The sequence below is a fragment of the Rhizobium sp. AB2/73 genome (assembly GCF_020871915.1).
In the GTDB taxonomy this organism is placed as follows: domain Bacteria; phylum Pseudomonadota; class Alphaproteobacteria; order Rhizobiales; family Rhizobiaceae; genus Rhizobium; species Rhizobium dioscoreae.
Genome location: NZ_CP067071.1, coordinates 3371689 through 3386455 on the forward strand (window position 1 = coordinate 3371689; position 14767 = coordinate 3386455).

General features: G+C 51.0%; 13 protein-coding genes and 1 pseudogene. 9 read left to right on the forward strand and 5 right to left on the reverse strand.

Annotated elements, in window-relative coordinates:
• The first annotated feature begins 60 nt into the window (after positions 1-60).
• Positions 61-666 (forward strand): tetracycline resistance transcriptional repressor TetR, encoded by a 606-nt coding sequence (tetR, locus tag I8E17_RS16540; RefSeq protein WP_219511339.1) that lies wholly within the window; start codon positions 61-63, stop codon positions 664-666.
• A gap of 36 nt (positions 667-702) precedes the next feature.
• Here tetR and I8E17_RS16545 read toward each other — a convergent pair whose 3' ends face one another.
• Entirely contained in the window at positions 703-1365 is a 663-nt protein-coding gene (locus tag I8E17_RS16545) for a flavin reductase family protein (RefSeq protein ID WP_219511338.1), read from the reverse strand.
• Positions 1366-1460: 95 nt separating this feature from the next.
• Positions 1461-1916, reverse strand: a complete 456-nt coding sequence (locus tag I8E17_RS16550) for a helix-turn-helix domain-containing protein (protein ID WP_229002035.1) — start codon at positions 1914-1916, stop codon at positions 1461-1463.
• Between the two features lie 131 nt (positions 1917-2047).
• Here I8E17_RS16550 and I8E17_RS16555 point away from each other — a divergent pair, with 131 nt between their 5' ends.
• Positions 2048-2968, forward strand: coding sequence for an alpha/beta fold hydrolase (locus tag I8E17_RS16555; RefSeq protein ID WP_219511336.1), 921 nt, complete (start codon positions 2048-2050; stop codon positions 2966-2968).
• A 214-nt stretch (positions 2969-3182) separates the two neighbouring features.
• On the opposite strand, the gene I8E17_RS16560 is transcribed toward I8E17_RS16555, so the two are convergent.
• On the reverse strand, positions 3183-3890 hold the full coding sequence (locus I8E17_RS16560; RefSeq protein WP_219511334.1) for an FkbM family methyltransferase: 708 nt from the start codon (positions 3888-3890) through the stop codon (positions 3183-3185).
• Positions 3891-4553: 663 nt separating this feature from the next.
• On the opposite strand from I8E17_RS16560, the gene I8E17_RS16565 reads away from it, so the two are divergent.
• Both I8E17_RS16565 and I8E17_RS16570 read left to right on the forward strand, forming a co-directional pair.
• Positions 4554-5366 (forward strand): ABC transporter permease, encoded by an 813-nt coding sequence (locus tag I8E17_RS16565; RefSeq protein WP_229002036.1) that lies wholly within the window; start codon positions 4554-4556, stop codon positions 5364-5366.
• Between the two features lie 284 nt (positions 5367-5650).
• A complete protein-coding gene (locus I8E17_RS16570; protein WP_219511332.1) occupies positions 5651-7105 on the forward strand; it encodes a hypothetical protein in 1455 nt (484 codons plus the stop codon).
• Positions 7106-7134: 29 nt separating this feature from the next.
• Here I8E17_RS16570 and I8E17_RS16575 read toward each other — a convergent pair whose 3' ends face one another.
• Positions 7135-8916 carry an HAD-IIIC family phosphatase gene (locus I8E17_RS16575; RefSeq protein WP_219511330.1) on the reverse strand — a complete coding sequence of 594 codons (1782 nt, stop codon included), beginning with the start codon at positions 8914-8916 and terminating at the stop codon, positions 7135-7137.
• Between the two features lie 375 nt (positions 8917-9291).
• Here I8E17_RS16575 and I8E17_RS16580 point away from each other — a divergent pair, with 375 nt between their 5' ends.
• The 5 genes from I8E17_RS16580 to I8E17_RS16600 are packed head-to-tail and all read left to right on the forward strand — an operon-like array spanning position 9292 to position 14454.
• Positions 9292-9462 (forward strand): hypothetical protein, encoded by a 171-nt coding sequence (locus I8E17_RS16580; protein WP_156090767.1) that lies wholly within the window; start codon positions 9292-9294, stop codon positions 9460-9462.
• A gap of 49 nt (positions 9463-9511) precedes the next feature.
• Entirely contained in the window at positions 9512-10150 is a 639-nt protein-coding gene (locus tag I8E17_RS16585) for a hypothetical protein (RefSeq protein ID WP_219511329.1), read from the forward strand.
• A 52-nt stretch (positions 10151-10202) separates the two neighbouring features.
• Positions 10203-11276 (forward strand): SDR family NAD(P)-dependent oxidoreductase, encoded by a 1074-nt coding sequence (locus tag I8E17_RS16590; RefSeq protein ID WP_219511326.1) that lies wholly within the window; start codon positions 10203-10205, stop codon positions 11274-11276.
• A gap of 8 nt (positions 11277-11284) precedes the next feature.
• Positions 11285-13282 (forward strand): glycosyltransferase, encoded by a 1998-nt coding sequence (locus I8E17_RS16595; protein WP_219511324.1) that lies wholly within the window; start codon positions 11285-11287, stop codon positions 13280-13282.
• A 20-nt stretch (positions 13283-13302) separates the two neighbouring features.
• Positions 13303-14454, forward strand: coding sequence for a glycosyltransferase (locus I8E17_RS16600; protein ID WP_145321785.1), 1152 nt, complete (start codon positions 13303-13305; stop codon positions 14452-14454).
• Positions 14455-14511: 57 nt separating this feature from the next.
• On the opposite strand, the pseudogene I8E17_RS16605 reads toward I8E17_RS16600, so the two are convergent.
• A pseudogene (locus I8E17_RS16605) lies at positions 14512-14732 on the reverse strand (integrase core domain-containing protein); the annotation flags it as partial.
• Positions 14733-14767: the final 35 nt, after the last annotated feature.

Below are 14767 nucleotides of genomic sequence, written 5' to 3' on the forward strand. Positions count from 1 at the left end.
ATTGATAAGGAACTTTATCGCCGATAAATTATACGAGAGGGACTGTCAATTGGAGAGAGGATGAAAATCGATCGAAGCCAGATCGTCGATGCGGCGCTGACCATTCTGAACGAAGTCGGCATCGACGGCCTTTCGACGCGGCTGATCGCCCAGCGCCTCGGCGTGCAGCAGCCGGCGCTCTATTGGCATTTCAAGAGCAAGAAGGCCCTTCTTGCGGCTATGAATGCCGAGATGCTGAAGCGAAATCACACCCGAAACATACCCCTTGCCGGAGAGACCTGGCAGGAATTCCTGCGCGCCAATGCCCGCAGCTTTCGCTCGGCCCTGCTGGCTTGGCGCGACGGCGCTCGCGTTCATGCGGGAACCGAGGTCGATGCTCCGCACCTCGATGCAATCGAAGCGCAGCTCGAATGTCTGCATGCCGCCGGTTTTGATCCCGAAAAGGCTCTGGGGCTGCAGATCGCGATCAGTCGCTATGTGGTGGGGTGCGTGCTTGAGGAGCAGGCGGAGGAAGCCGATTCCGAGGACCGGCCGGCAATTGATGCCGCCGCCAAAAGCCATCCGAACCTTGCCAAAGCCTTGTCGGTCTATCGCGCCAAAGACCATGAAGCCCTGTTCGAAGCCGGCCTTGAGCTGCTGATCGGCGGGGCCGAGACCGGCAAATAGATATAGTTGCGAGGCTGGCGCCGGCCGGGAAACGCATCATCTCTCGGCCTTGAAGGTGCGGCCAAGATCCGGCCCGGTTCCGAAATAATGCCGAAACACGTAAAACAGCGGGCTCCATCTGCTAGTATCGATATGATGGGTGCCGGCGACGACGATATCCTTGTGCGCGTGGACACGAAGAACCTTCGCCTCGATGATGGAGAAGCCTTCGGCACGCTCCGAGGGCCAATCCCCGCCGGGAGGATGCGCCGCCGCCACCTCCGCCTCGAACTGGATCGGACATTCGGCGATGCGCAAAGGGCGCACGAGCTCGGCGGGCTCCGGCGTGAGGCCGGCCACATCGAATTTATCGGCCTCGAAACGATAGCCGATCTTTTCCTTATGCGGGGGAACGGGATCGCGGCCCGTCGTCGGCGCAATCGCTTCGACCTTCGGCCACAGCTCCGGCGATGGAAAATTCAGCACCAGCTGACGCTCGCGCAGGAGATTTTCCCGCCCCTTGCTGGTGGACGTCAGCCCAAGGACGACACGGTCATATAGAGCCCAAACCGAGGACATCGGCGAGATATTCGTCGTGCCATCCGGGTTGAGACTCGTAATCAGCACGACGGGAGTGCCGACATAAAGCACGCTGGGCTTGATTTCGATATGCTCGCGATCGCTATCGACTGCGTTGAATTCAGCTGTGTTCGTCAACATTGCAACTCTCCTTTGAGAGTTTCAGTGTAACCGCCATGGAGCGTGAAATAGTTCGGCCGCGACCGAACTGTCGCCCGGCGACGGGCGCGCCAGCCTCATTCCTCAAGCGACGGCGCTACGATCACCGTATCTTCAGCCATAAGCATCCGCCCATCCTGCGCCCGCAGTTCCAGCCGCCGCACCGGCAGCTTTGTCGCTCTGTCGACCAGCGTCACATGCGGTTCATTGGGCTCGAAAAAGAAATCCTCGCCCCATTGGCGAAGCGCGACCAGCAGCGGAAACAGGCCCTGCCCCTTCTGCGTGAGCACATATTCCTGATAGGGGCTGCCGTCGGAGGCCGGCACGGTATCCATGATGCCGTACGCGACGAGATTGCGCAGCCGGGCCGAGAGGATGTTCTTGGCAAGCCCGAGGCTTTTCTGAAATTCGCCGAACCGCCGCAGCCCATCGAAGGCATCGCGGACGATCAGCAGCGACCACCAGTCGCCGATCGCATCCAGCGGCCGCGCCACCCCGCACATGGAATCCCTGTGGCTGATTCTCTTGGCCATTCGTCCCGCCCTCGCTTGCAGGACCGTTATCAAACGCCTGCATCATCACCTTAACATATCGGTTGCAAACTAAAACCACAAGAGATAATGGGATTATGGTTTCAAATTAAAACCACTCTAGGAGAACGACTGTGATTCCTGCCAATGAAACATTCGCCGGTACATTCCCCTTCGCACCGCATTTCACCGAGGCACCCGGCTTCCGGATGCATTACGTCGACGAAGGACCTCGCAACGGCGAGATCATCCTCTGCCTGCATGGCGAGCCGACCTGGGGCTATCTGTTTCGCCATCTCATCTCGACACTGAGCCGAACGCACCGTGTCGTCGTCCCCGACCACATGGGGTTTGGCAAAAGCGAAACGCCGGCCGGCCTTAGCTATTGGCTGCAGGACCATATCGCCAATCTCGAGACCTTCGTGCTCGTGCTCGGCCTCACCGACGTCACCCTCGTCATGCATGATTTCGGCGGACCAGTCGGCATGGGCTTTGCCGCCCGTCATCCCCACAGGATTCGCCGCATCATCTCAGCAAACGGACCAACTTCCTTTGGCCAGGCCGATGTTATCGAACGGGCTGTAGCGAACGCCGCCGTATCCCCTTGGTTTCAATGGATCCTCAAGGCCGAAGCGAACGGAACGCTGGAGCCGGTGCTCAACAATCTCGGCTACAATATTCTCAGCACACTCAAGCTCAACGGCTTCGAAAACAACGCCATCATCGACGACACCTGGCTCCATGCCTATGGCATGCCTTTTACCACTGTGGCCGAGTGCCTGGGCGCGCTCGGCTGGGCCAGGGGCTTTGCGACCGGCGCCCACCAATTCGAGATACCGGATTCGGCGGCCGAGCGCATTATCCGTGGCAAACCGGCTCTTGCCATATGGGGCGAGGCGGACAGGACGCTGCATGCGGAACATTTCCTGCCGCTCTTTTCCGCTCTCTTCCCGTCGGCGCCCATAGAGCGCCTCCCAGGCGTCGGCCACTACTGCTTCGAGGACGCCCCTGAGACCATCTCAAGCTTGATCGCGGATTTCCTGCAGCAAACTTGAACGCCGCCGTTCCTGCTTGCCTGTGAAGCCTTCGAATCAACACGTGAACAGGGCATCTTCGAGGCCTTCCGACGGCTGTTTGCCGAACGCGGACTTCCCGCCGCCATCCGTCCCGCCAACGCCTTTCGGCTTGCGCATTATACTTCATGGCGGACTCAAATGAAAAAGGCGCCCTGAAGAGCGCCACAAATCGGCTTTGGATGCTACAGCCCACTTAGAGTGGAAAGCGCTCAAATGCCTGGCGTATCGTCGTATCTATGGCTTCTTCAGATGGGGAAATGCTCTCGGGATCAAACGACAATGGGATGTACAGCGCATTTGGCATTTCGCCCATTTGGCCTCCCAAAGGATACCGTTGATATCCCATCGGGTTCATCAAGCCTGTTATTTTGCTCGAATCCCCTTCGAGGATAACCACGGGATGATCCCGTTCAATTAGGTTCCTGGCACCCAGCAACGCCTTAAATTCATTTCGTTCAACATCCATTTTGATAAAAGAAACGGGTTTGCGACACGCCTCTTCCAAGCTATCAATATCTGCTTGGAGAACGGTTAGATAGCGCATATCAACGTTTGAGCCAATCCAGTCTCGCGGATCATGGAGTGACGCAGCTTCGTCATGTCCGATAGCAAAATAGAACGTCTCGGCGGAAATCCTATCGCCGACGGCGCAGGACCAAAGCCGCACACTGCTTACTTCCAACAATGCGCTCCAATGCAAAGGGTTCGGCTCAAAAGCATGAACAATTCCATCCGCGCCAACGAGGCGAGATAGGTTTCGTGTATGCCAACCGGCGTTCGCCCCAACATCGAAGACAGAATCTCCCGATTTTACAACGTTATCCGCTACGATCTTTGTCAAAGTTTCATTAATAAAATGACGATGCCTAGGCGTAGCTTTTCCTAATAGTTCTTTCGACATGTTTCCCAACAAAAAAATGAATGCCCCGTCAGTCATGTTGATGAGGGATTCACATTTTGCAAGCACGAATTGTACCTTTCATCACTTTAGTAAATCGCGATAATCTGCTCGTTGCCACCATCGTTGAAAAGTTATCCGTCCCTACGGAACATGACATGCCATTAGCATTACCGACAATAAAGCTGCTCACGGCGTCATTTCCAAGGACAACCGGTTGGGTACTCCGGGAGTTGTGCCGGACGCAGGATTGAGCGACTTATCACCAACATATTAAAGCCTCAGCGAATGCCTATCGATCGCTGAGGCCGCGTCCGCTGCCCAAGCAACTCGCGATCTGAGGGAGATCCTAAGTAAAACACAGTCCGACGACGCAGACGCCGAGACGCTTGATCCACTGAGCGAAATATCCGAAACCGACGAATAGCATGATATTCCCAACGCATAGAACGAGTGATAGACCAAACTCAAGTTTCTAAGCGCAGCAATGAAACATCCAGACGAGATCCGATTGGTGAAAAAGCTCATCCGCAGCACGAAGGAATTTCAGCGATACATACGCGAAATCCTTGCTCGTCTATTGCTAGCTAGGACCATAGCATTGGGCGGAATAAACTACATTTTGCTGAGTAAACCCAGATATCAATTTCCGCTTCAAGAACTTCGATGAGAGAAAATCCAAAAGATAACAAGCGTTTGTCGTTACTGGACGCATTAAAGCAGAAGAAAAACGTCATGGGCGCTGTGATCCTCCGCGATATGCGGACAAGGTTCTTCAACCACGGCATTGGCTTTCTAGTTCAGTCGCTATGGCCGCTTGTACACATGCTGATCATTATTCTTCTTAACACTATTTCTGGGCGCTCTGCCCCATATGGCGAAAGCCCACTCATCTTTTTTGGCGCTGGAATCATTCCGACATTAACATTCATATATATTTCGAGATTTATGAGTATTTCTGTAGTCCTCAATAAGAATATGCTGTCCTTTCCAATTGTAAAGGTGACGGATATTCTTTTCGGAAGAGCTTTCCTTGAGATAATTGCGGGAATTTTTACCATATTTTTGATGTGGATTATTTTTATCTCACTGGGGCTGACGCCATATCCCGTCGATCCTGCACAAGCAGTTCTCGCTTATTTGGCGACAATCCTATTAGCCCTAGGTGTCGGGACAATCGCTGGCGTTGTCACCTCATTCGCTCCAATGTTCGCGACGGCCTATGCTCTCTCGGGTATTGTACTCTACTTAGCCTCAGGGAGCCTTTTCGTTACACCAAACCTCCCGGATCAGATAGCTATTCCCTTGTCATACAACCCAGTTGCGCAGTGCGTCGAATGGATGCGAACCGCCTATTTTGAAAATTATAGCGATCGGTTGCTTGATAAAGGATATCTCCTCGCCTTTGGACTTCTCTCACTATTCGTCGGCCTACTGGCCGAACGATTGTCACGCCGAATTTTGATGGACGAGATCTGAACACGTCGTCAAAGTCGTCGTCCGACGCAACAAGAGCGGTCGCTATGCACCGAATATCGCACTGCATGATAAGCTTTCAGCGGATGAGGATCATGCAACGATCAAGGAACTACGGGACTGGATACTGAAAGTCCCGGGCGGAGTGCTTCATTCCAATCACAATGGTGCAGCCTATGAGCGGCACTGTGTTGACTCTTTGGCAAGCAGCTTACAGTATATAAAATAGAAAGCTCAACTACTTAAAATATCCATCCCAACTGCTTTTGCTCAAAGGACAACTTTTCGTGAATGCAATGACCCTCGTATCTTCATTGAGAGAGCAAGACAGTTCGGTGAAACATACCGCTCCTTCAAAGCCTTCAGTAATTACCATGGGCGGCTGCAATCTTTTGGAAGTATTGAGCCCTCTGGGGGATTTTGTAGACAGCACTCACTTTTGGCGTGCAACAATACCGGTAATTGCATCAACTGCCATCGCAATCGACGACGTATTCGAGGACGAAAAGATGTCGAGGTTTCTCGATCGTGAGTCCAAGAAAGTCGTCTTCAATCGCGCGAAAGAAGCTGCAGACAGCATAATTGTGATGGAGGCGGCGGCTGATTTCTCCCATAATTTCCTACAGATTCAGGATACCATACTTCCGGATATAAGAGACGATGTATTCGGAGAGGGCTGGGGGAAAATATCCTATGGAGAAAACTCAATTCTCTCATCCGCGAAGGTTATTTCTCCAGACACAGATTACTATTGGGACTTATGGAAATATTACTTTCATAAGCTATTTAAAGAGCTCCTAGAGGATCGGCTTGAGCGCGGCATCCAGGTTTTCTTTCTTTCTAGGCGCTTGTGCTTGAGCGAATTGAAGGACGGCCAATTCGTCCCTCTCAAACACATTCGTGACGTCGAGAGACGGAATCGCATCCTGGATGATGTTGAGAAATTTGTTGCTCAATATAAGGGCATCATTCTAATCAAGCCGTCGCCAGACCTTCTATACACTTCTGAACACGCGCCATGGGGTGGACCTTGGGAATTCCATCCGGAGGCGGGTTATTATGCTGATCTGCGCTCGAAGCTTCTAAATGCAATATTTCCAGGTCAAGCAAAAGGAGAGCGATACCTTTGCAACTGGATCGCGGAAGCAGACAAAATTCGCAACGGCTCGCGATCTTCATACGCTTTGTTAGAAAACAGGCTCGCAAACCTAGAAGTTGAGACACGCGCCCTCAAGGAAGAGCAAGCGAGTTTCGAGCAGAAAACAGATTCTTGGGCTCAAGAACGGCAACATCTTAAAGAGGAGCTTGCCGAGAAGCTCGATGCAATTAAGTCAATGGAAGATTTGCATGAACAATTCCGTGCGGACCTTTCAAATCTTAACACCGAAAATACCAGGCTTAGCGCAGCCCTCGGGTTCGTCGCCGGGCGATATTCAAATCAAAAATTAAGCATCTTTGATAAGCTGATGCGCGGCATTGCCCTCTACTTCGACGCCAAGCAACTTCGCAAAATGGGATTTAGCAGCCAAGAGTATCTTGAGGCCAACCCTGATGTTCACGCCGCAGCAATGAACCCAGAGTCACATTTTCTGCGTTACGGAATCCGCGAAGGGAGGAAAATCACGAAAACGATGAGCATCGTTCTTTTTAGTATAATGATGTGTGATTTTCTTCCATCAAGTTCATCTTCTACGGCTACATGGGACGATTCACCGAGTAGAGCAGAAACGAGAAACTCCTGATAATAATGAGTCGCGGTAAGCGCAGCTAGCTATGAGTTGAGCAGATCGCCAGTCAATTTCAAATGCGATGCTATGTCGCCTTCTATACGCGACACTTGCCAGACGCCGTTACCTTGATCTTCAAAGCCGAGCGCCGGTAATAGCGTGCGAGCCGGTACATTTTCCTTGGTTTCATTGAAAAGTGCGACATAAATTGGTCCACTCATCCTAGACATAAGGATCCGCAGCACTGAAGCTTCAATGTCGAGCCCAAGTATGCGGCAACTCATCGCGAACTGGACTATCTCATTTTGCTTGATCAAGGCAACACCGACCAAGCCATAGCTAGTAAATTTATCTGATACCGCAAAGCTCACGATTTCTCCGCCCTCCTGAAGGTGAACTGAGATTTCCCCGAAAGACCAGCGGCGCCCTGTTGTGTTGAATTGGTTTGTCTTGTTCAATAATTCAAACGCACGGCCAAATCGTTGATCATCAGTCGATCGAATCGACGCAAGATCTACGACGCAATTTAGCGATTGCAGAAACTCCTCACGAGTAAGCGCCTTTCGCGATTTTTCACGCTCCTGTTGGCTTCTCATCATTGCATCGCGATTGATCGTCTCTGCAGTTAGCCTGGCGATCTGTGTGGGGGGAGAATTCTGCAAAATCCGCCGCGTGTTGAATGGCTGGGCTGCCAAGACGCGAATATCCGGGTACATACTCTTTACAGCATCGCGCTCGACGGGATTGTCATCCACAAAGACAACGCTCTTTGCCGTTAGGCTGGCAGAGCTAATAATTCGTCCGATGGCTTCAGTTTTTGGCGTCCAACCGATCTCCACAAACGTAAAATGCTCTAGTTTCATGAATCCCAATGGAACCGCCAAGTCCCATCTCTCTTTGACGAGATCGAGGCTGTTTTTAGAGCATATTGCCGTCAGGATTCCCCTTGCTCGCAGATGGTGAACGACCTCGTGCATGCCGAACGGCCAACCCACGGTCATTGGCTGCTGTTCGAAGGTATAGTGCTCGCCAATGATGCCCCGCCACATAGTGTCATCCAGGTCAAAAATGACCAACTTGACCTGATCAATTTGGCGCGCAATGCGATAATACGCTTCTATCCCACGCCAGATAGCACCGAAAAATTGATCTAAATGTGAGGGTGATATCGTTTCGATATGCGGGACTTCTTCTAGTCGACCGATCTCATTTGAGTTCCAATCTGGGAACCAAAATGCGTTGTGGGTCGAAAAGAATATGAAATCATTCAAGAAATAACGCTTACCCATTGTGGCGGCGATATTTTCGACATCAAGCAGATACGCATTTTTTGTTTCACGAACAAGCATCACCAGCTGTTCGTTCAAATACCGCACCAAGCCGCGCAGGTCTCGGTGTGTCCCGACACCATCTAACCCAGCAACAAAGTCACCTTGAGGTACGATAAAGTTAGTGACGATAGTGAGTAGCCCATGCTCGCGATTATATTTCATCGCGCCCTCGAGCATCAATCGTAGTAGCTCAGCGGCATCACTAGCTATCGTCTCGAAATTCTCTGTAAAATACTTAAAATCTATTACTTTATCGCCGACAACGTGTCTAAGAGGTAATTGGATCACCTGCACGTCCACGTCCGACACGTCGTGATTGGGTAACTCGGAAACATAATTGTAAAGCAAATGGTCGAAGCGCTTTTCCGGATACTTTCTTCGTAAATCTTTGACGTAATCTTCAGAGGCGCACGATCCTATAAAAAGCGTCCTTCTAATATCTACATCAGTGACGTCTAAATCTCTCGGGAAAAGGTATTCATCAATCGATAACATTAGAGTTCTAGCTCGTAAAAGGAGTTCGCCGCTTAGCCTCAAAGGTATAGGTGAGCCATCTTCAGCGAGTCAATGTCTGCATCTGCTCTCGGTTAAGTGGGCACTACCCTGAGATGCTACGATTGCGCCTTGCGGCGGCCGACCACTGAACTCTCCTCTTCGATCATTCGGTCATGCTTGAACATCCTGCGATTGAGAAGAAATCGTAAAAACTGCGTCCGAGACAGATTGACGAGAAATAAAAAGTAGGCTTCAAGCATAAGGTAAACGCGGCACTTTAGCCCTGAAAACACGACATTTGTGATGCCTGATCGGTGCGAGCTCAATTGCCGGGTGTACGCCCGCAAAAGCTGCAATTGAACGGAATACGAGAAAATGAATAGAAGAAGACTTGCAGAAAAGCTGCTTGAAGTTGAAGTAGCAAACAAAAGAGCAATGGCGCTAACACAACGCCTAGCGGAACTAGAGATTGAAATTCGCAATGCAAACCAAATGCTTGCGAACTTGCAAATTCCAGCTAAGAGACGCGATAGTAAGTCTGCCTGACTAAAAATTGTATAGTAGCTGAACATCAATTTTTTCTGGATATTTGCAGATGGACTTGACCGATATTTCCTACGAACAAGCGCTAGTAGATCTCACAATTGCGAACAATCGAGTGGTGGAGCTCTCTCGGAAGATTAACGATGCTTCTGCCGAGCTCGCCAAACTCCATGCGCAACTAGCGAAAGCTGCCAGTAATACTCCAGAACCCAATAAGAGTCACACTGAGGCCCCTCGCCTAGTGACCACTGGCAATCAGTCGGCAGCAAAAGCACCATTAGTCTTGCCAGGCTTGTTCAGGACAAAGAGCTCCAAGCCGAAGATGATCACGCACATTGACGAAATTGCCGGCTCACCTCCAAGTCCGACCGGTAGAAACACCATTACGATGGGTCAATATCGAAACCTCTCGATTTCCGGATGGGCTATACCGACGGGCAAGCGGGCGCCATTTGATTTTATCGAAGTCAAAATCTCGGGCAAAAGTTCCAGCATCAAGAAGAAGGTGGAGCTCATCGAAAGACCCGATGTCGCAACCCACTTCAGTAATCCAACTTTGGCCAATTCGGGTTTTCGAGCATCATTCTCCATATCTGAATTGCAGACGGGCCTGTATGTCCTGGAAATTGAGGGCGGAAGATCCGGGAGCCCATCCGAAAGCGTCGTCGTAGGGGAAGTTGAAGTGCGTTAGCCATCCTGCGTCGGCCGGTCATATTAGGGAGAAATCAATTGAAAGCTAATTTATGAAGAAGACCACGATACTTACCGGAGGGGCTGGATTTATAGGCAGCCGGGTTGCTGCTGGACTTGCAAACAGCGGCGACCAAATTGTCGTCATCGACAACATGCATCCGCAGATCCACAAAACCGCGGATCGTCCCGAGCACCTCCCTAATAATGTTGAACTTATAGTTGCCGATGTTACGGATGCAGACGTTTGGGATCGCCTTCTTGTAGACCGTACTCTCTCGACTGTGGTTCATCTCGCAGCGGAAACCGGCACTGGGCAGTCGCTGACAGAATCTAACCGTCACGCAATGGTCAATGTCGTCGGCACTACTCAAATGCTTGATGCGTTTGGTCGTAACGATCGGATACCCGAACATATCATCTTGACCTCTAGCAGAGCCGTATATGGTGAGGGCGCCTGGAAGTCAGCTTCCGGTGAAGTGTTTTATCCGGGGTTACGCGATCACGCGGTACTCGAAGCCGGCGAATGGGATATCTGTGACGCCAACGGTGTTCCGGCGAAGCCAGTTGCGCATCGCGCTCTAGACATTTTCCCTAAACCAGCAAGTATCTATGGGGCCACCAAATTAGCACAGGAGCAAATTATATCCTGTTGGGCCTCAGCGATGGGTATCCCTGCGACGATCTTCCGCTTTCAGAATGTCTACGGTCCTGGCCAATCACCCTTCAATCCCTACACCGGGATAATCACCCTATTTCATCGAATCGCGAGTGCTGGCGGAACGATCGAGGTTTACGAAGACGGGCAGGTTGGTCGAGACTTTGTATATATTGATGATGTTGTCGAAGCTTGTTTGGCTGCTGTGCGGCGAAAGCCCAATGCGACGCGTTGTCTGGATGTGGGAACCGGCGTTGCGACAACCATCGCTCAAGCGTCGCAAATTATATCTGAATTATATTCTGCGCCATCACCTCGCATTACCGGAAAATTTCGCGACGGCGACATTCGTTGGGCGATTGCTGACACTGATGATCTGCAAGCTGCGCTCGGAGTTCGCTGCACGACGGACTTCGCACTTGGTGCTCGTCGAGTGGGCGAGTGGCTCAAGGCTGAGAAAATCATTTAAGTGGCGCGATGAGTAAGACTGAGCAAGTTTCACAAAACAATCAATCTGCTATGTCAATGGACAATGCACAAAAAATTGTTGCAGTCGTTTGGATTGATCGAAATCCTGCCGCCTGGAACGAGACAATCAGTTCTCTTCTTAAAGTTGAGGGCATAAGCGCCGTGTATGTCGGTACGGCCCACCAGAGCTTTTTGAGGGAAATCAAAATAAAAGCGCCGCAGATCGAACTTTTCTCGGAGCTTTCGCTCGTAGAGATCGCGAGGCTCGGATTTTCCCACAAAGCTGATCAGTGCTTTTTTGTCAGCTCTCCAATGGTAGCGCCGACGAGCACGTTTCAATTCTCCGGCCCCCGGATGGCCCAAGATCCGAGAATCGCGACGATTTCATTTTTATCGAATTCGGCAGGATATCTTAGCTTTCCGCACCGCAATACCGGCACCCCATTCGGGGTCGACGGCCACAATGAAGAAACACTAACAAAGTTACTTCGCGAGCGTAAATCCAAACACCATGGCCTTGTACCGTTGCCTATCGCTGATGGGCCCGGAGTTTTAGTGAGCCGAAGTGCTTGGGAAGTGGCCGGCGAAATCGATGATAAGGAAACAGGCAATCTTTCGTTTGCCTTGGCGGAATTTTCTTTGCGGGCTAACCGGAGAGGCTTCAATAGTTTCCTAGACCCCAGTACATTCATAACCAAACCGCTGGAATTTGGAGAAATGTTCTCAAGTGTGCTTGAGAACCCGGAAGCAAGGCACGCACTTCATCTATTACATCCCTCTTTCCCAGGGCGGCACGATGATGAACGGAACAGCGCGAATTCCGTTTTAGCGCAGGCGTTAGACGGAGCGCGAGCAAAAGCTACAGGCTTGCGAGTTTTGATCGACGGCTCTGCGCTGGGTCCAAAAGAAATGGGGACTCAACAGTTGATTCTTCAGCTGGCGACATCCCTGTCGAAACATCCAGATATTCAACTGGTTGCTCTGGGTGTGCCAGACCCCCTAAATCTGCCTAAGTATGCCGAAGAGCTTCGGCATACGAATAAAGTCCAGCTTTTGCCCGTTTCTAATCTCAATTTTGAGGGGGCGCCGCAAGTGGATATTGTTCATCGGCCGTTTCAGCCTACGGGCGAGATTCCTTGGGGCCGGTGGAGAAGCCTTAGCAAGCGAACGGTTATCACTATCCAGGACGTCATCGCATACAGGAATGGAGCCTATTTCAAAAACTGGGATGAGTGGGATGCATATCGTAAAAACTTTAAGCTTCAGATCGCCAATACAGACTCTGTGTTTTGCATCAGCCGAGATGTTGTAAAGGCCGTCAAAGAAGAGAGGCTTCCTGTCAATGAGCAGAACCTTTTTGTTGTTGAGAACGGCTCTGACGCCAGATCTAACGATCAACCAAAGCGTATTCCAGATGCAATATTAAATCGCGTCTGGAGCGCGCGCTCATTTGTTGTAGTGCTCGGAGCGACCTACGCTCACAAGAACCGAGATCTTGCGCTACGAGTATGGGCTCGCTTGCGCGCACGGGGCTTCGATCATGCCATGGTGCTTGTTGGCGCCTCAGTGCCATATGGATCGAGCCGGAATGAAGAAGCGATCGCTTGCCCCGCTCACCTTCAAAGCGACGTGCTTTCATTGCCTGAAGTGGGAGCAGAGGAAAGAAATTGGCTACTTCAAAATGCCAGCTTAGTCTTATACCTCACCGCAGCTGAGGGCTTTGGCCTCGTTCCTTTCGAGGCTGCCTGTCTTGGCGTGCCGACTCTCCATGTATCGTTTGGGCCCCTGCGAGAATTGATTGACGATTCTGAGCTTCCATCAAGCTATGACCTCGATGAACTCTATAGTCGTGCTGAGTTGCTGCTATCAGATCCTATGGCCAGTAACCGATCTGTTCAAAATGTGATGAAAACGCTCGGTAAGCTTACGTGGAAGCGTACTGCTGAGAAGACCGTGGACAGCTACTTCGAAACACTTAGCTTGCCCGCAAAGATTTCAGACTATTAAAACGAGAGAAGCACGGCATAATGAAACCGCGTGTGTTGCATGTCATAACTGTTTACAATGGCCGAGCGTTTGTCCCGCGCGCCATTAAGAGCGCAGTGGAAATGGACCAATCTACTGCGACAATTGACGTATTGGTTTTGGACGACGCGAGCCCGGAGCCGGGTTGGAGCGAAGAGCTTGAGACGTTGTGCAAAGCTTTGGGCGCAAACTATTATCTTACCCCTAGAAACCTCGGAATTCCCAGAAACGTCTCACTCGGCCTTCTGACGGCAATCGAGAAAAATTATGACTATGTAACGATTAACAACTCAGATGTGATCTTTCCAAAGAATCTGATCGCTACTCTGGTCGAATGTTGCAAACAAAAAAACGTTGGTTCGGTAACAGCTTGGTCGAACAACGTTTCGATTTACAGCATTCCGAATTCCGACCCCGATCTCTTTGTTTCGTCGCAAGAGACAGTTGATTTTCTATCGGATAGTTTGGCGAAGAAGTTTTCCTCGACAGTGATGGATATCCCGGCGGGCATATCTTTTTGCATTATGATGCCGGTTAGCGTTGTCAAGGACGTCGGCGTGATGGATCCAATATTCGGTCGCGGTTATTGCGAAGAGACGGATTGGAGCTTACGCAGCCTGAAGATGGGCTATCGGGTTTGCCTCGCGCCAGGAACCTTTGTGTATCACATGGGGCGCGGTAGCAATCTTGCCGCAGGGTTAGTGAGTGGTGCGCATTCAACTGTTCCAGAAAATGAAATTATAATTGACATGCGGTATCCGGAATTCCGGCGTCAAGTTTCTGACTTTCAGTCCAGTGGCGAAATGGAATTGCTAAAATCTAATGCGATAGAGTATCTACTGGATGAAGCTGCTAGACGTTTCGGATACGCGATTGTTCCGGAGTGGGTTCGCCCCTCCTCCGATATTAAGTTGCCACCGGTGAAAATCGAGGTTGCGACCAGTTCTGGGTCCCCAACATTGAAGTTTTCGTATGCGGGCTTCGTTCAAGTTTCGTCACTAGAGAATAACGATGCGGTTTCAAGAGCCGTAGAGCGCTTCGGCGTTCGATCATTAGTATATGATGGCTATGGTGCCATATCATCAAAGGGTATCGCATTGAAGCTATCCAATGGGCGTGGCGTGAAGTACCCCTACCCTTCAGATATCTGGTGAGCTTGAAAATCATCAGAATCGTATCGATGAGCTTCGCTAGCACCAGTATTCTGGTATCGCATGGGTCAGGAACCAATGCTGGTTCAGGCACTCTGCCCGCAAGCGGCCGTTGAACGCCTCAATGAGCGCGTTATCGGGCGGCCAAGCAAGCATACGGTGAAGGCCGCGGGTCACGCCGCTTGAGCGTGGATGGTCGGCGGTTCCGTTGTTTGCACGACATCTTCACCTCGATAACTGTGATGCGGATCAAGTACCGGCGCGTAGCGCGAGAAGGTATCCCCCCGGTGAGGGCCGCCTTGCTGAGGTAGGCTGA

Coding starts and splice junctions, on each gene's coding strand:
- tetR (WP_219511339.1), top strand. CDS start 61: ATGAAAATCGATCGAAGCCAGATCGTCGATGCGGCGCTGACCATTCTG.
- I8E17_RS16545 (WP_219511338.1), bottom strand. CDS start 1,365: ATGTTGACGAACACAGCTGAATTCAACGCAGTCGATAGCGATCGCGAG.
- I8E17_RS16550 (WP_229002035.1), bottom strand. CDS start 1,916: ATGGCCAAGAGAATCAGCCACAGGGATTCCATGTGCGGGGTGGCGCGG.
- I8E17_RS16560 (WP_219511334.1), bottom strand. CDS start 3,890: ATGTCGAAAGAACTATTAGGAAAAGCTACGCCTAGGCATCGTCATTTT.
- I8E17_RS16565 (WP_229002036.1), top strand. CDS start 4,554: ATGAGAGAAAATCCAAAAGATAACAAGCGTTTGTCGTTACTGGACGCA.
- I8E17_RS16575 (WP_219511330.1), bottom strand. CDS start 8,916: ATGTTATCGATTGATGAATACCTTTTCCCGAGAGATTTAGACGTCACT.
- I8E17_RS16580 (WP_156090767.1), top strand. CDS start 9,292: ATGAATAGAAGAAGACTTGCAGAAAAGCTGCTTGAAGTTGAAGTAGCA.
- I8E17_RS16585 (WP_219511329.1), top strand. CDS start 9,512: ATGGACTTGACCGATATTTCCTACGAACAAGCGCTAGTAGATCTCACA.
- I8E17_RS16590 (WP_219511326.1), top strand. CDS start 10,203: ATGAAGAAGACCACGATACTTACCGGAGGGGCTGGATTTATAGGCAGC.
- I8E17_RS16595 (WP_219511324.1), top strand. CDS start 11,285: ATGAGTAAGACTGAGCAAGTTTCACAAAACAATCAATCTGCTATGTCA.
- I8E17_RS16600 (WP_145321785.1), top strand. CDS start 13,303: ATGAAACCGCGTGTGTTGCATGTCATAACTGTTTACAATGGCCGAGCG.